Origin of the sequence: Variovorax humicola (genome assembly GCF_037889915.1) — a bacterium.
GTDB classification, from domain to species: Bacteria; Pseudomonadota; Gammaproteobacteria; order Burkholderiales; family Burkholderiaceae_C; genus Variovorax; species Variovorax humicola.
Genome location: NZ_JBBKZV010000024.1, coordinates 1 through 15,707, shown reverse-complemented (window position 1 = coordinate 15,707; position 15,707 = coordinate 1). Strand labels below are relative to the sequence as shown.

At 66.8% G+C, this 15,707-nt stretch carries 16 protein-coding genes and 1 pseudogene; 6 read left to right on the top strand and 11 right to left on the bottom strand.

Going from position 1 to position 15,707, the window contains the following annotated elements; all coding sequences use genetic code 11:
• Nucleotides 1-10: 10 nt before the first annotated feature.
• Entirely contained in the window at nucleotides 11-1,687 is a 1,677-nt protein-coding gene (locus tag WKW80_RS26895) for an FMN-binding glutamate synthase family protein (protein ID WP_340366641.1), read from the bottom strand.
• Nucleotides 1,688-1,756: 69 nt separating this feature from the next.
• On the opposite strand from WKW80_RS26895, the gene WKW80_RS26890 reads away from it, so the two are divergent.
• Nucleotides 1,757-2,539, top strand: coding sequence for a UPF0149 family protein (locus tag WKW80_RS26890; protein ID WP_340366640.1), 783 nt, complete (start codon nucleotides 1,757-1,759; stop codon nucleotides 2,537-2,539).
• A 4-nt stretch (nucleotides 2,540-2,543) separates the two neighbouring features.
• Nucleotides 2,544-2,966, top strand: a complete 423-nt coding sequence (locus WKW80_RS26885) for a gamma-glutamylcyclotransferase family protein (protein WP_340366639.1) — start codon at nucleotides 2,544-2,546, stop codon at nucleotides 2,964-2,966.
• 9 nt (nucleotides 2,967-2,975) lie between these two features.
• Here the strand turns inward: WKW80_RS26885 and WKW80_RS26880 are convergent, their stop codons facing one another.
• The 8 genes from WKW80_RS26880 to apaG all read right to left on the bottom strand — a co-directional run bounded on the left by WKW80_RS26880 (nucleotide 2,976) and on the right by apaG (nucleotide 9,362).
• Nucleotides 2,976-3,284, bottom strand: a complete 309-nt coding sequence (locus WKW80_RS26880; RefSeq protein ID WP_340366638.1) for a GNAT family N-acetyltransferase — start codon at nucleotides 3,282-3,284, stop codon at nucleotides 2,976-2,978.
• 41 nt (nucleotides 3,285-3,325) lie between these two features.
• Nucleotides 3,326-3,817 carry a nuclear transport factor 2 family protein gene (locus WKW80_RS26875; protein ID WP_422822971.1) on the bottom strand — a complete coding sequence of 164 codons (492 nt, stop codon included), beginning with the start codon at nucleotides 3,815-3,817 and terminating at the stop codon, nucleotides 3,326-3,328.
• 17 nt (nucleotides 3,818-3,834) lie between these two features.
• Nucleotides 3,835-4,329, bottom strand: coding sequence for a CinA family protein (locus tag WKW80_RS26870; protein ID WP_340366637.1), 495 nt, complete (start codon nucleotides 4,327-4,329; stop codon nucleotides 3,835-3,837).
• Complete coding sequence (locus WKW80_RS26865) at nucleotides 4,323-4,886, bottom strand: phosphatidylglycerophosphatase A family protein (RefSeq protein WP_340366636.1); 564 nt, start codon at nucleotides 4,884-4,886, stop codon at nucleotides 4,323-4,325. The genes WKW80_RS26870 and WKW80_RS26865 overlap by 7 nt, the downstream gene beginning before the upstream one ends.
• 40 nt (nucleotides 4,887-4,926) lie before the next feature.
• Nucleotides 4,927-5,901 (bottom strand): thiamine-phosphate kinase, encoded by a 975-nt coding sequence (gene thiL / locus WKW80_RS26860; RefSeq protein WP_340366635.1) that lies wholly within the window; start codon nucleotides 5,899-5,901, stop codon nucleotides 4,927-4,929.
• Between the two features lie 10 nt (nucleotides 5,902-5,911).
• Complete coding sequence (locus WKW80_RS26855) at nucleotides 5,912-7,033, bottom strand: YbdK family carboxylate-amine ligase (protein ID WP_340366723.1); 1,122 nt, start codon at nucleotides 7,031-7,033, stop codon at nucleotides 5,912-5,914.
• Nucleotides 7,034-7,621: 588 nt separating this feature from the next.
• Complete coding sequence (locus WKW80_RS26850; RefSeq protein WP_422822970.1) at nucleotides 7,622-8,887, bottom strand: cation:proton antiporter; 1,266 nt, start codon at nucleotides 8,885-8,887, stop codon at nucleotides 7,622-7,624.
• 79 nt (nucleotides 8,888-8,966) lie between these two features.
• Nucleotides 8,967-9,362, bottom strand: a complete 396-nt coding sequence (apaG, locus tag WKW80_RS26845; RefSeq protein WP_340366634.1) for a Co2+/Mg2+ efflux protein ApaG — start codon at nucleotides 9,360-9,362, stop codon at nucleotides 8,967-8,969.
• Between the two features lie 53 nt (nucleotides 9,363-9,415).
• Here apaG and rpe point away from each other — a divergent pair, with 53 nt between their 5' ends.
• On the top strand, nucleotides 9,416-10,099 hold the full coding sequence (gene rpe / locus WKW80_RS26840) for a ribulose-phosphate 3-epimerase (protein ID WP_340366633.1): 684 nt from the start codon (nucleotides 9,416-9,418) through the stop codon (nucleotides 10,097-10,099).
• Nucleotides 10,100-10,121: 22 nt separating this feature from the next.
• Here rpe and WKW80_RS26835 read toward each other — a convergent pair whose 3' ends face one another.
• Nucleotides 10,122-10,358, bottom strand: coding sequence for a hypothetical protein (locus WKW80_RS26835; protein WP_340366632.1), 237 nt, complete (start codon nucleotides 10,356-10,358; stop codon nucleotides 10,122-10,124).
• An 88-nt stretch (nucleotides 10,359-10,446) separates the two neighbouring features.
• On the opposite strand from WKW80_RS26835, the gene WKW80_RS26830 reads away from it, so the two are divergent.
• On the top strand, nucleotides 10,447-11,490 hold the full coding sequence (locus tag WKW80_RS26830) for a M14 family metallopeptidase (protein ID WP_340366631.1): 1,044 nt from the start codon (nucleotides 10,447-10,449) through the stop codon (nucleotides 11,488-11,490).
• Between the two features lie 307 nt (nucleotides 11,491-11,797).
• On the opposite strand, the gene WKW80_RS26825 is transcribed toward WKW80_RS26830, so the two are convergent.
• On the bottom strand, nucleotides 11,798-12,619 hold the full coding sequence (locus WKW80_RS26825) for a transglutaminase-like domain-containing protein (protein WP_340366630.1): 822 nt from the start codon (nucleotides 12,617-12,619) through the stop codon (nucleotides 11,798-11,800).
• 315 nt (nucleotides 12,620-12,934) lie between these two features.
• Between WKW80_RS26825 and WKW80_RS26820 the strand changes: the two genes are divergently transcribed.
• Together WKW80_RS26820 and WKW80_RS26815 are read left to right on the top strand one after the other, a co-directional pair.
• Complete coding sequence (locus WKW80_RS26820) at nucleotides 12,935-15,121, top strand: catalase (RefSeq protein WP_422822969.1); 2,187 nt, start codon at nucleotides 12,935-12,937, stop codon at nucleotides 15,119-15,121.
• 295 nt (nucleotides 15,122-15,416) lie between these two features.
• Nucleotides 15,417-15,707: pseudogene (locus WKW80_RS26815) on the top strand (CHAT domain-containing protein); the annotation flags it as partial.

Genomic DNA, 15,707 nt, shown 5'->3' with positions numbered 1-15,707 from the left:
GGTGAAAAACTCAGGCCGCCAGGGCTGGCTGTTTCTTCCGGGCGCTGTCGACCAGCGGCAGGTCCGCGGGGGTCGCCAGCGGCTGGAAGCTGTCGGCGCTGGACATGGGCCAGTACATGCGAAATACGTTGTGCTGATGGTCCAGCGGCCCCAGCAGCGCGCCGGGCTGGACCTGCATGACCAGGTTCGACAGCAGCCGCACCTCGGTGTCGGAGATGCGCCGCGCGATGTGGTGCGCGGTGATCTGCTGCGGATGCTCGAGCCCCGCGGCCTGCACCAGTTCCTGCAGCGCATGCAGCGTGGAGCGGTGGAAGTTGCGCACGCGCTCGGCCTTGGTGTCCACCACGAGCGCTTTCTGGCGCTGCGGGTCTTGCGTGGTCACGCCCGTCGGGCAGTGGCCGGTATGGCAGGTCTGCGACTGGATGCAGCCCAGCGTCATCATGAAGCCGCGCGCCGCGTTGCACCAGTCGGCCCCGAGCGCCATCATGCGGGCCAGGTCGAAGGCCGAAACCACCTTGCCCGCGCAGCCGAGCTTGATGCGGTGGCGCAGGTTCACGCCGACCAGCGTGTTGTGCACCAGCAGCAGGCCCTCCTGCAGCGGCGCGCCGACGTGGTCGGTGAACTCCACCGGTGCAGCGCCCGTGCCGCCCTCGGCGCCGTCGACCACGATGAAGTCGGGCGTGATGCCTGTCTGCTGCATGGCCTTGGCGATGCCGAACCATTCCCAGGGATGGCCCAGGCAGAACTTGAAGCCGGTCGGCTTGCCGCCCGACATCTCGCGCAGGCGGGCAATGAAACGCATCATTTCCACGGGCGTGGAAAACGCGCTGTGCGAGGACGGCGAGATGCAGTCGACGCCGATCGGCACGCCGCGCGCCGCCGCGATCTCGGCCGTCACCTTGGGGCCCGGCAGCACGCCGCCGTGACCCGGCTTCGCGCCCTGGCTCAGCTTGATCTCGATCATGCGAACCTGCGGGTCGCTCGCGGCCTTGGCGAAACGCTCCTCGCTGAAGCTGCCGTCTTCGTTGCGGCAGCCGAAGTAGCCCGAGCCGATCTCCCAGATCAGGTCGCCGCCATGCACGCGGTGATGCCGTGAGATGGAACCTTCGCCCGTGTCGTGCGCAAAGCCGCCCATCTTCGCGCCCTGGTTCAGCGCCATGATGGCGTTCGCCGACAGCGCGCCGAAACTCATCGCCGAGATGTTGAACACGCTCGCGCTGTAGGGCTGCGCGCAGTCGGGGCCGATGGTGATGCGGAAGTCGTGGTGCGCCAGTTTGGTCGGTCGCATCGAATGGTTCATCCACTCGTAGCCGGCGATGGTCACGTTGAGTTGCGTGCCGAAGGGCCGGTTGTCCGGGTCGCCCTTCGCGCGCTGGTACACCAGCGAGCGCTGTGCCCGGGAAAACGGGGCGGCCTCGGCGTCGCTCTCGAAAAAGTACTGCCGCAGTTCAGGCCGGATGTATTCGAAAAGGAAGCGGAAATGGCCCATGAGCGGGTAGTTGCGCAGGATCGCGTGGCGCTTCTGCCGCATGTCGTGCACGCCGGTGGCGACCAGCGCCGCGAAGCCGGCCAGCCCGATCCATCCCCGCCACAGCCCGGGCCAGACCAGCGCAGTCGCCAGGCTGGCGAACAGGCCAACGACGCACAGCGCGAACACGCTGTATCGGGTCGGTAACGGAGACGTCATGGGAATTGCGTTGAGTGTGTCGGCCGCGCGATGCGTGCTGCATCATAGAGGCCTCTCTTTTGCGCCACCATGACTTCACGCCCTGAAACAACCTCCACCGGCGCCATAGCCGCACCGCTCACCCCTGAAGATTTCGACGTGCTGGACCGCGAACTCGACCTCATGCGCGAGGCCGACGACGAGATTCCGCAGTGGGAGTTCTGCGAGGGTTTCATGGCCGCCCTGATCTGCTCGCGGCGGCCCATCCCGCCCGAGGAATACTGGCCTGTGCTGCTCGGCGACGAATTCAAGCCCGCCAAGTACATGGAATTCGTCTGGCACTGGAAGCGCCGCTGGCAGGAAATCGAGCAAGGCCTCGACGCGCCGGTGGAATCGCTCGACGACGAGCGCACCTACCAGCCCGAAGTGCTGGACGTGCGCGGCGCCCTTGCATCGCTGCCCGAGGAAGACCGTGCCGAATCTGCGGGCGAGGCGGTACCGTCCTTCGGACAGGTGTGGGCGCTCGGCTTCATGTATGCGGTGGAGAACTGGCCCGACGACTGGGCCGCGCCCCGCGACAAGGAAGCAGCCGGCATGCTCGACGACGCGCTCGATGCCATCGTCGAGCTCACCGAGGACGACAAGCGCACGCCCACGATTTCGATGTTCAGCGAGGACGCCCCGCCCAGCCTGAGCCAGGGTCGCCTCGACGATTTCGGCGCCGCGATCTGGGCGGTGTACGACCTGCGCCAGCTATGGAAGAGCATGGGCCCGCGCGTGGAAACCGTTCGCAAGGAGGCGACGCCGGGGCGCAACGATCCGTGTCCTTGTGGGAGTGGGAAAAAGTACAAGAAGTGCCACGGGGCCGGCTGAGCGAATGCTTCCGGCCTTTGTCTTCGGCACCCTCAAGCAGGGCTTCCCGAATTTCGCGACCAACGTCGGCCGGCGCATCGACGGCGAGTTTGTCACGCTGGAGCGCTATCCGCTGTACCTCGTGGGCGAGCGGCATTCGCCGTGGCTGATCGACCTGCCGGGGCAGGGCCATCGGGTGGCGGGGCAACTGTTCGAAGTGGATGAGGCTGCGCTGGCGCGCATGGATGCGCTCGAGCGCATCACCGAGCCGGATGGCTATCGGCGGCAGCGCATCCGGGTCGTGAAGCGCATCGACGGCGATGGCAATGCCATCGAGGCGTTCGTCTACCTTCAGCCGATTTCACCAAGGCCGCAAGACATCCGTCTCGGCCCGCTGGACGACTACCTGCCGGCGCACGCGCGCCTCTACCGGAGCCGCGCGGCTTGACCGCTGGGGTCAGATCTTGAAGGCGCGGCGCATGTCGCCGCGCACCAGGTCCGCGTAATCCGGGTGCTTGCGGATGTAGCCGGCAATGAACTGGCACACCGGGATGACGTGCAGCCCTTGCGCGCGCGCGTCATCGAGCACGTGACGTGCAATGGCCGAGCCGACGCCCTTGCCCTCGAAAGCCTGCAGCACCTCGGTGTGCGTGAACATGATGGCTTCGCGCAGGAGGTTGTATTCGGAGTAGCCCGCCAGCTGGCCCCCGATCGTGGCCTCATAGCGGTGTTGCGCGGTGTTGTTCGAGATCGCGATGTCGGTCATGTGGGTCAGTCTGTTGCCTGTCTTCGTTTCGAATCGTTGGTTCAGCCGCCGCGCGCCAGGAACAGCGCGAGATTCGCGGCGGCGGTGGCGCGCACCTTGTTGCGCAGCATCGGCGACCAGCCCATCAACAGGCCGGGCGCGCCCAGCGCCTGGCGCGCCCAGGTCCAGAACGGAAAGCTGTCGTTGTGCGTGGCGATGAGGCCGTCGGGCGTGAAGGTCATGCGGGCGTCGATGCTGTTGTCCACGGTGCGGCCCGTTGCGCTGAACAGGTAGTGCGCGTCCCAATGCGCGCGGCCGGTGTTGCCGTCGACGGCCACGTCGCGATACGTCAGGCGCCACACGTGCGCGCCCTTGGCCCGGGTGGCGGTGCACAGCATCTTCCACATGCCGCCCACCTCGCGCGCGCCGTTCAGCGAGAACACCTCGTCGTTGAACACCGCGTCTGGCGCGTAGCAGGCGACCATGGCGTCGGCGTCGAGTTTGGCGAATGCGTCGTAGAACCGTCGGATGGTTTCCTCGTTGCGCGTCGTCATCGGCATTGCTCCAGGGGTCAACGTTGGGGTTGCAGCAGGGTAATCAGATTCTCGATGGCGCGTTGCACCGTGGCCGCGCGAATCGCGACGCGGTCGCCGCCGAACAGGCGTCGCTCGGTGCGCACGATACCGTCCACCGACCAGCCGAACCACACGGTACCCACCGGCTTGTCGGGGCTGCCGCCGGTCGGCCCCGCGACGCCGGTGACCGCGACCGACACCTGCGCACGCGAGCGCGCGACCGCGCCCGCGGCCATTGCGCGGGCCACCGGCTCGCTGACCGCGCCATGCGCGACGATGAGCGCCGGATCGACGCCAAGCATTTCGATCTTGGCGTCGTTCGAGTAGGTGACGAAGCCGCGTTCGAACCACGCGCTGGATCCCGAGAGGTCGGTGCAGGCGCCGGCGATCAGGCCGCCGGTGCAGCTCTCCGCGGTGGCCAGCATCAGGCGCCTGGAGAGCATCAGGTCCGCGAGGCGCGGCAGCAATTCGTCGGTGCGGTAGGTCACCATGCGCGCACCGCCGCAATCACCAGCAGGGTGCAGAAGGCGGCCACCAGATCGTCCAGGATGATGCCGAAGCCGGCACGCCACCAGTTGGGCTCGGTCGCGCCGCGTTGCTTGAAGAGCCCGTCGGCCCAGGCCACGGGGCCCGGCTTGGCCGCATCGAAAGCGCGGAAAATTGCGAAAGCGACGAGTTGCCAGATGAAGCCCGTGGGCATCACCACCCACAGCACGATCCAGAACGCGACTACCTCGTCCCACACGATGCTGCCGGGGTCGGCGATGTTCATGTGCCGCGCCGTCACGGTGCAGGCCCACCAGCCGATGGGCAACGATGCCAGGATCACCCAGCCGATCGTGGCGCCATTCAGCCAGCGCTGCATCAAGAGGTACGCGGCCCAGGCCCACAGGGTGCCCACGGTGCCGGGCGCGATGCGCGGCAGGCCGGAGCCGAAGCCAAGGGCGATCCAGTGAGCCGGATGCGACAGCATGAAGCGCAACGTCGGGCGGCGCAGCGGGGGTTTGACGGAAGGGCTTGAAGCGATCGGAGCCGCTGGATCGATCATGGAGTGAATGGGCGCAATGGCGCGCAGTTTGCCTGATGGGTCAGCCGAAGTGATCGAAGCCGGTGAAGCGCTGGGGCAGCACCGTGCCATGGGCGTCCACGACACGCACGCCCAGCGCGGACTCGATCGTGCCGATGCGCGTGACGGCCGTGTGGCTCGCGTGGGCCGCCTGTTCGACGGCATCGCGCGCAGTTGCCCGAGCGGTGAACGCCAGTTCGTAGTCGTCGCCGCCCGCGAGCGCGCATGCGCGGAGCGTTTCCAGCGCAAGTCCGGATTCGGCGTTCGCCGGCATGCGCCGCGCCGCGATCATATCCATGGCAGCGTCGGCATCGAGGCGTGCGCCGACGCGGCTGGCCAGCAGGATGTGCGTGAGATCGCCGATCAGCCCGTCGCTGACATCGATCGCGGCCGTGGCAATGCCGCGCAGCGCAAGGCCCAGCGCAACGCGCGGCGTCGGCTGTTCCATGCGCAGCCGCGCAAACTTGAACATGGTCGCAGGCAGCGACAGCGTGCCGCGAAACGCCTCCAGCGCCAGCCGCGCATCGCCCAGCGTGCCGCTGACCCAGATGTCGTCGCCGGTCCTGGCGCCCGAGCGCAGCAGTGCCGCACCGGCAGGCACCTCGCCGAATACGGTGATGCAGATGTTGAGTGGCCCGCGCGTGGTGTCGCCGCCGACGAGTTCGCATCCGTGTTCGTCCGCCAGCCCAAGCAAACCGCGCGAGAAGCCGGCCAGCCATGCTTCGTCCACCGATGGCATCGACAGCGCGAGCGTGAAGGCCAGCGGCTTCGCGCCGCACGCGGCCAGATCGCTGAGGTTCACCGCGAGCGCCTTGTGACCGAGGCGTGCCGGGTCCACGGTCGACAGGAAGTGGCGGCCCTCGATCAGCATGTCGGACGACACGGCAAGCTGCATGCCGGGAGCCGGCGCCAGCAGCGCGCAGTCGTCGCCGACGCCGAGCGCCGCGCGCTTCACCGGCCGGGTGAAGTACTTTGCGATGAGGTCGAATTCGCCCATATGCCGCCTGCTACACCGCGCCGCGGAAACGCCGCGCGCTCTGCCGCACCACCTCGGCCAGCAACCGCTCCTTGCCCTGCCGCTCGCGCAGCCAGCGTGCATCGTTCTGGCTCGCATCGACGTCGGCGCGAAGGCGGTCCAGCGCCTCGGTCGCGTTCAAGGCCTCGCTGTGCCATTCGAGCTGCGTCATCGTCATGAGGATGTGCTCGCGCAGCGGCATGTGCTCGCCGCTGGCCGGGTCCACGTACACCGCGTCGAGCCCGAAGCGGCAGGCCTGGAAACGGTTGTAGCTATAGACGAGGTAGTCATCCTCGCTCGGCGTGAAGGGCTGCTCCTGCAGGAACCATGCGGCCAGCGATTGCACGTAGCCTGCCAGTTCGGCGGCGCGTTCGACGGTGAGCGGCGTATCGAACACGCGGATCTCGATGGTGCCGAACTCGGGCTTGGGGCGGATGTCCCAGTAGAAGTCCTTCATGCTGCGCACCACGCCGGTCCGCGTCATGCGCTCGAAGTAGGCCTCGAATTCCTTCCACGTCAGTGCGAAGGGCGCGCGGCCCGAGAGCGGAAACGCGAACACCGAGTTGAGCCGCGCCGAATCGAACTGCGTGTCCTGTCCCTGCACGAAAGGCGACGAGGCCGACAGCGCGATGAAGTGCGGGATGTAGCGCGACATGCGGTGCAGCATCAGGAGCGCCGCATCGGCATCGGGACAGCCGATGTGCACGTGCTGGCCGAAGATGGTGAACTGCTTCGACAGATAGCCGTACAGCTCCGACAGTTCGCGGAAGCGCGGCTTGTCGTAGATGCGGCGCTCGTGCCATTGCTGGAAGGCATGCGTGCCGCCGCCGACGACTGCGATGTTGAGCTTGTCGGCGTTTTTCACCAGCGCATCGCGGATCGGCGTGAGCTGCGCGATCACGTCCTTGGCCGAGTGGCAGATGCCGGTGGAGATCTCGATCATGCTCGAGGTCATCTCGGGCACCACGCTGCCTGGCAGCGGCGTGTGCGCCATCAGGCGCAGCATGTCCTCGGCATAGGGTGCGAGGTCGTAGTCGTGGGTATTGACCAGTTGCAGCTCGAGCTCGACGCCGAGCGACAGCGCCTCCGACTTGTTGAACCGCTCCAGCGGCACGACGCGGGACATCGGCATCACGGTTGCCATGTTCTGCTTGATGCTCATGTCAGTGCTCCATGACGCAGAGCGTCTTGCGCGACGCATGAAATCGGGGCCAGCAAAGCGGAGCCTGTTCGTGGGCACCCGCGGAACCGGCTTTGCCGGGCCGCGGGGTGCGCCCCCTCGAGGGGCTTGAGGGGGAGGCGCCGCAGGCGCTTCGGGGTGCGTGCCGAGGGCACTGGGTATCCCCCTCCGCGAATGTCCCCCGGCCTGCGGCCTCCTCCTTTATTTCGCTGCGGGGGACACCCAGCACCCTCGGCACGTGGAACGGTTGGTTGTGCCGGCCGATCAACGACTGCGCGTCGGGATCACGTCGATGGTGTGCTCTGCGCAGCGAAATAAAGGAGGAGCCGGCAGCCGCAGGCTGGCGGCGGGGGACATTCGCGCAGCAGAGTACGCCGTCGGCGTGATCGCTCCCCGAACCGCTCCCCGAACCGCTCTTCGAGCCGCGCCCCGAGCCGCGCCCCGAGTCGCGCCCCGAGTCGCGCCCTCGACGCCGACAGCCTCCAGTCGAACGGCAAGGATTCATCCTGGCCCCTTGCTTGCTCATGACTGGCTCTCTTCGGTCGTGCTGAACGCCTCGGGTGTCCAGGGCACGGAGCTTTCGCCGGCCAGATGGATGGCGACAGTGGCGATCACCGCGCCGAGAACTTCCATCAGCAGGATGGCGGGCAGCGCGGTCTGCGTGATCAGCGCGCCGAGCAACGGCGATGCGGTGACGAAGCTGGACGCGATCAGCAGCGCAATGGATGACAGCGGCGCCATCGCGCCGCCAACCCAAAGCGCTTGCTTCCAGCTGGCGCCGCTGCCCGGATTGGCCACCGACACGCCAACCACCTTGGCCACGGCCCTTGCCGCGATCAGCGCCAGCACCAGGCTGGCCACCGGCAGGCTCCAGTCGGCTTGCGCGGCCACGATGGAGACCAGCACGAACATCAGCATCGTCAGCAGCGATGCGGCGGTGCCCAGTTGGCGCGGCCACGACCACGGCCGCGGGTTGAGTTGCTTCAGCATGATGCCGCCGATGAGCGCGGCCAGCGGCGCCGAGCCGCCCATGTGCGCAGACACCGCCGCGCCGGCCGCAATCAGCGCCAGCAGCAGGATCGACGTGTTCTCGCTGGTCGGGCTCATCACGCGCAAGGCCGACCGCATTGCCAGCGCCAGCGCCGCGCCGACCACGAAGGACAGGCCCAGCACCACCAGCACCGGGTAGACGCGTTCGGTGATGGCGCTCGGTGCGCGCTCGATCAGTCCCGCCTGCGCATAGCCGAGCGTCAGGGCATAGAAGGTGTTGAGCGTGGCCAGCGTCAGCGCGCGGTCGGTCACCGGGCCGGACGCCTGCGTGTCCATCACCACGCGCGAAAGCACGGCGGGCGACGCCACGATCGCCATCAGCGCCAGCGCATTCGCCACCGGCCCCGGCACGTCGAGCCAGCTCAGCACCCAGAACACGGCGAAGTAGGTCAGCGCGGACTCGACCACGCTTTGCACCAGCACCATCGGGTTGTGGCGGAACCAGCGCAACGGCAGCCGGCCGCCGGCTTCGAACAACACGATGGCCACGCCCAGCTCGACCATGAAGAGCCCCACGCCCTGCAACGGCCACACGGCGCCCTCGAATCCGGCCAGGCCGACCAGCGTGCCGACGATCGAATAGCCCACGACCTTCGGCATGCCGATGTAGCGCTGCACCAGGTGGCCGGCCGCCGCGGCCACCGCGATCAGCAGTGCCCACAGCACCGTGGGCAAGCCGGCCGAAGGGCGAACCCAGTCGGCCCAGAAGCTCGTCAATTCATTGATGAAGGAAGACATGCAGGAATCAGCAACAGGAACCAGGACGTCGTGCGAAAGGGGAATGCGGAAGGTGCCGCCGGCAATTCAGTCGATGCGGTCAATGCAGCACGCGGGGCGCGGGCGCCCCGCCGAGGTCGGCTTCGAGCATGACCATCGCGATCGGCGCATCGAAGCGGTCGCCATGTTCCGTCACCATGAAAAAACTGCCATGCATGCTGCCACTCGGCGTCTTCAGGCGGCAACCGCTGGAGTACTGGAATGACGCGCCGGGCGCCAGCAACGGTTGCTGGCCGATCACGCCGAGGCCCTTGACCTCTTGCACATTGCCGGAGGAATCGCTGAAGTACCAGTGGCGCGCGATCAGTTGCGTAGCGATCTTGCTGTTGTTGGTGACGGTCACCGCATAGGAAAACGTGTAGATGTCTTCTTCGGGCGAAGACTGCTCGGGAAGGTAGCGGGGTTCGATCTCGACGATGATCGGGTGGCTGGGCATGCCGCATGGTACCCGGACGGACACGCGTGAAAGGCTTTGCGACAATCGTGGGCATGAGCCAAACCTTCCGCATCGCGCCCTCGATCCTCTCCGCCGATTTTGCGCGCCTCGGCGAGGAAGTCCGCAACGTCGTGGCCGCCGGCGCCGACTGGATCCACTTCGACGTGATGGACAACCATTACGTGCCGAACCTGACTTTCGGCCCGATGGTCTGCCAGGCACTGAAGCCCCACGCGAAAACGCCCAACGGCACGCCCGTGCCCATCGACGTGCACCTGATGATCCAACCGGTCGACGCACTGGCCGCCGCTTTCGCGCAAGCGGGCGCTGACTTCATCAGTTTTCACCCGGATGCGTCGCCGCACATGCACCGCAGCATCCAGGCCATCAAGGCGGCCGGCTGCAAAGCCGGGCTGGTGTTCAACCCGGGCCTGGGCCTCGAAGCGCTCGAATGGGCCATCGACGACATCGACCTGATCCTGATCATGAGCGTGAACCCCGGCTTCGGCGGCCAGAGCTTCATCGACTCGGCGCTGCGCAAGATCGAACAGGCCCGCAAGCTGATCGAGCAGAGCGGCCGCGACATCCGGCTGGAAGTGGACGGCGGCATCAAGGTCGACAACATCGCGCGCGCAGCCAGTGCGGGTGCGGATACGTTCGTCGCGGGGAGTGCGATTTTCGGGGCGAAGGACTATGCGGGGGTGATTTCAGCGATGCGCGCGCAGCTGGCCCTGTAATGGAACTTGACCGTCCCCGGCCTCAGCGCTTGACCTTCTCGTTGTAGACCCGATCGGCCACCGGCCCGCGGTCGGTGTCGACCACGCCGCGCTCGATGTCTTCCAGCGCCTGGCGGCCGATCTCTGGCGCGGTGCCGTCGAGATTCTGCTGGCTGTCCGATGACTGGTCGTGCTCGTGCGGCAGCTTGGGAGCGGGCTCGCCGTCCTGCTCGATCTTCGTGTTGCCGCGTTCGCGTGGGGTCTTCCTTGTCGTGGCCATGGCTTGCTCCTTCGAAGTTGCCGTTATGCCATGCCGCGCGAAACCCCGGGGTAGGAGCCGCGGGCACGCGGTTGTAGGATGCTTCGCGATGCCCACCAGCCCCGACACCGACCCCCTCGTCTCCGACACCGACTCCCTCGTCTCCGACACCGACTCCCTCGTCTCCGACACCGACCCCCTCGTCTCCGACACCTTGCGCATTCACGGTTTTGCCGCCGTCGAGCCTGGGCCGAGGCTGATCGTGATGGGCGGGGTGCATGGCGACGAGACATGCGGCACGGTCGGCATCGAGCGCATGCGCGCCGAATTGGACGAGGGCAGCGTGCAACTGAGGTGCGGCACTTTGACCATGGTGCCGGTGGCGAATCCGCTGGCGCGGCGTCTGTTGCGGCGCGAGGGTGAGCGCAATCTCAACCGCCTGTTCCAGCCAACCCCCGAAGGCGAAACACCGGCCGACTACGAAGCACGCCTGACCGACGTGCTGTGCCCGCTGCTCGACCAGCATGACGTGCTGCTCGATCTGCACTCGTTCCAGAGTGCCGGCGACGCCTTCGCCATGATCGGCCCGCGCAATAACGACGGCACGCTCGAACCGTTCTCGCGCGCGGTAGAGGAGGGGCAACTCGCGCTGCATCTCGGCACCAGCCGCGTGGTGGAGGGCTGGCTCGACATCTATGCGGCCGGGCTCGCGCAGCGCAACCCCGGCGAGACGATCGACGAGGCGGCGCTGGCGTTCGGCTGGGGCACCAATGAGTACATGCGCAGCCGTGGCGGCTACGGCGTGACGCTCGAATGCGGCCAGCACGAGGATCCGGCCGCGCCCGAGGTGGCGTACCAGGCCATCCATGCGGCGCTGCGCCTGCTGGGCATGGTGTCGGAGCCGGCACCGGAACGTGCGCCGCCCGAATTGCTGCGGTTGGTAAGCGTCACCGACCGGGATGACGACGAAGACCAGTTCGCACGCGAATGGGCCACCTTCGACCCGGTGGCCGCGGGTGAAACCATCGGCATGCGTGCCGACGGTACCGTGCTCAAGTCGGACCGCGACGGGTTCATCGTGTTTCCGAACTCCGAGGCGCAGGCGGGCACCGAATGGTTCTACTTCGCGGTGAAGAGCGACCGCGCGCTGTAGATCCCGGATACGCTCATCTATCCATCACGCTATCGCGTGACCCGCAACGCACGAAACCGGCACCGTCAAATCTCAGGGATACCGCGGAGCCGGCTTCGCCACCAGGACGAGCCCTGCGAAGTCTGTTCGTGGGCACCCGCGGAACCGGCTTTGCCGGGCCGCCGGGTGCGCCCCCTGGGAGGCGCCGCAGGCGCTTCGGGGGGAGTCATCCTGGTCTGTTCGTGGGCACCCGCGGAACCGGCTTTGCCGGGCCGCTGGGTGCGCCCCCTCGAGGGGGAGGCGCCGCAGGCGCTTCGGGGGTGTTCAGTCAGTCGAGGAACACCTCCTCGGTCGTCACTTCGAAGCGCTGCAGCGTGTTCGCGCCGAACACCATCGTGATCGGCACGTCGGCAGCGTCGCGTCCGCGCGCGATGACGACGCGGCCGATGCGCGGGGTGTTGTGGCGGGCGTCGAAGGTATACCAGCGGTTGCCCAGCCACACCTCGAACCAGGCGCTGAAATCCATCGGATAGGGCACCGGCGGAATGCCGATGTCACCGAGGTAGCCGGTCACGTAGCGCGCCGGGATGTTCATGCATCGGCACAGGGTGATCGCCAGGTGCGTGAAGTCGCGGCACACGCCGCAGCCCTCGCGGTAGCCGTCCAGCGCGGTACGGGTGGCGCGTGCAGTCTGGTAGTCGAAGCGCAGGTGGTTGTGCACCCAGTCGCAGATGGCCTGCACGCGGTGCCAGCCGGGCGTGGTGTTGCCGAACTGGCTCCAGGCGAAGGGCAGCAACTCGCTGTCGACCTCGCAATAGCGGCTCGGCAGCACGTACAGGAGCGTTGGCACCGGAAGGTCGGCTTCGGCGCATTGCTGCGCACCAAAGTCGACCGGGTCGGCCCAGCCGGTGTCGTAGACCACGGCCTGGTTGCGCAGCCGCACGCTGCTCACGCCCGCCGGTACGGCCACCCGCGCGCAGTGGTTGTCGAAACTGTCGAGGTAGTAGTCGGTGCGCAGCGGTGGGCTGATGGTGATGTTCTCCGCGCCGACGATGTCGCTCTCGCGCGAAGGATGGACCTGCAGCATGTATATCAATGCAGTGGGCGCACTCACGCCGATCTCGATGTCGTAGCCGATCTGGATGTGCATGACGCGCTTCCCTGTCCTGATGAAGTGTGTGGAGGGCGCATGCACGTTTGATGCCCGCCCTGGGGGTTCGAGCCATCGTAGTCCCGAGAGGGGACCTGGCAACGGGGCAGGTCTGCCCGAACTTGCGTAGGCGACGGCGCCTGCGCGTCGGCCGACTCCTACCCGCATCGCCTCGGGGTGCTGACGGCTGGCGGCGCCAGTGCATTACGGGTCGCGGGCCGGGAGGCGGTGAAGATCGATGCTCGCCTTTCCAAGGCACAGGCCAGGGCACAGTCCAGCGCAAAGGCCACGTCTGTTTTCAACCAAAGGGCTTTCATGACGCCACAAAGCAAGGCAGCGGCCGGTCGCCGCCCCAAAGCCTCCTCCACAGATGCAGGTAGCGCCAAGCAGGAGCAGCTGGCGGGCTACACCGCCGAGCCAACCCCGCAACTCACCACCAACCAGGGCCTGCAGATACCCGACAACCACAACTCGCTGAAAGCGGGCGTCCGTGGTCCGACCCTGCTGGAAGACTTCATCCTGCGCGAGAAGATCACGCACTTCGACCATGAGCGCATTCCCGAGCGCGTGGTGCATGCGCGCGGCTCGGGGGCGCATGGCTTCTTCCAGGTCTACAGGTCGATGTCGCAGTTCACCTGCGCCGACTTCCTGCAGGACCCTCAGCAAAAGACGCCCGTATTCGTGCGCTTCTCGACCGTGGCCGGCGGGGCTGGGTCGGCCGACACCGTGCGCGACGTGCGCGGCTTTGCCGTCAAGTTCTACACGCGCGAAGGCACGTATGACCTGGTGGGCAACAACATCCCGGTGTTTTTCATCCAGGACGCGATGAAGTTCCCCGACCTGATCCACTCGGTGAAGCCCGAGCCGCACCATGCGATGCCGCAGGCCGCGAGCGCGCACGACACCTTCTGGGACTTTGCCTCGCTGATGCCGGAGACCACGCACATGCTGATGTGGGCCATGAGCGACCGCGCCATTCCGCGCAGCCTGCGCATGATGGAAGGCTTTGGCGTGCACACCTTCCGCTTCGTCAATTCGAATGGCGAATCGCACTTCGTGAAGTTCCACTGGAAGCCGAAGCTGGGGATCCACGGCCTGGCGTGGGACGAGGCGCAGAAGATCGCCGGCAAGGATGCGGACTTTCATCGCCGCGACTTGTGGGAAGCGATCGAGAACGGCGACTTCCCCGAATGGGAACTCGGCGTGCAGATGATTCCGCAGGACAAGGAGCATTCGCTCGGCTTCGACCTGCTCGACCCGACCAAGCTCATCCCCGAGGAGATGGTGCCGGTCCAGAAGATCGGCAAGCTGGTGCTGAACCGCAACCCCGACAACTTCTTCGCCGAGACCGAGCAGGTCGCCTTTCATCCGGGCCATGTGGTGCCGGGCATCGACTTCACCAACGACCCGCTGCTCCAGGGCCGCCTGTTCTCGTACACGGACACGCAGATATCGCGGCTGGGCGGCGCGAACTTCCACGAGTTGCCCATCAACAAGGGCGTATGTCCGTTCCACAACTTCCAGCGCGACGGCATGCATCGCCAGTCCATTGCGCGCGGGCAGGTGGCCTATGAGCCCAACTCGCTGGGCAACGGGCAGGAGTTCCGCGTCGATGGCGGCAGCAAGGGCTTCCAGTCCTTCCCGGATGAAATCGAATCGCCGAAGGTGCGACGCCGCAGTCCGTCGTTCGACGACCACTTCACGCAGGCGCGGTTGTTCTTCAACAGCCAGAGCGCGGCCGAGAAGGAGCACATCATCGCGGCCTTCCGCTTCGAGTTGTCGAAGCTCGAAGTGCCGGCGATCCGGCAACGCATGGTCGACAACCTGGCGCACGTCGACGAGAAACTCGCGCGCCGCGTGGCCGAACCGCTGGGCACCGGTGCGCCCGATGCGAAGGCTGCCGCGGGCCGTGCCGGCTATCGGGACTTCAGGATCAGCATGTCCGTCGAGGAGTCGCCCGCACTCAGCATGGCCGTCGCCGGCGACGGCTCGGTGCGCACGCGCAAGGTGGCGATCCTGGTGGCCGATGGCATGGACTCGGCTTCGTTGAAGCCGATCCGCGAAGCCATCGAGCATGCCGGCGCGCAATGCAAGGTGGTGGGGCCGCGCCTGGGCAGTGTGCTGAGTGCGTCGAAGCGGCAGATCGACATCGACGCGACCTTCGTCAACTCGCCGTCGGTGATGTTCGATGCGGTGCTCGTGCCCGCGGGCAAGGAGGCGGCCGAAGCACTGGCGCGCAATGGCGATGCGGTGCACTTCGTGCTGGAGGCCTACAAGCATTGCAAAGCAATCTGCACGGTGGGCGAAGGCGTCGCGTTGCTCTCCACGTTGGGCATCGGCGCCGATGCGGCGGCGGCGCCCGCGGGCGTGGTGGTGGCCGCGACACCGGTCAACGACCTCGGCAACAACTCGGCTGCGCAGGAAGTTGCGCAGGCCTTCATCGCCGCCATGGGCAAGCACCGTCATTGGGACCGCGCCAACATCGATGCCGTGCCGGCGTAGGCCTTGCCAGCGCCGCTATTCGTGAACTACTCACTTATCAGTAGACCATTTGCGGTATAGCTTCTTGTGAATGGCTGGCGCATCGACCCCCTCCTAGACTTTCCGGACGAGGTCTGAGAGGCGCGCACTTCTGCGGCGTCGGAAGCGCGTGCAAAGCGCGCGGTTGCAGATCGCGCCTGGGGGTCCAATGACGTGGTTCTCGAGACTTTTGCGGCGTCGCGCGCCGCGTGGACAAAGGCGTGCGTGGTGGGCCGTACCGATGCTGGCGACCGCGTTGCTCAATGCGCCGTGGGCTATGGCACAAACAACGCGCGCCACAACGCGCGATGCCGAAGCCATCGCGGCCAAGCAGGAAAAAGCGCGGCTTGCCGATACCGACACCATCCTCGCGCTCAGCAACGACGGCGCCGTGCTGTACGCCAACGACAACGTCAAGCTGTCGGGCTACCAATACTGCAGCCAGGCGGTGGCACTCGCCGACAAGGGCGAGTTCCGCCAGAGCGTGCGCGCGGCCAGCAAGGCGCTGCACGTGGCGCAGGCCACCAACAACCCCGACCTCCAGGCCATGGCCAACCGCGACCTGGCC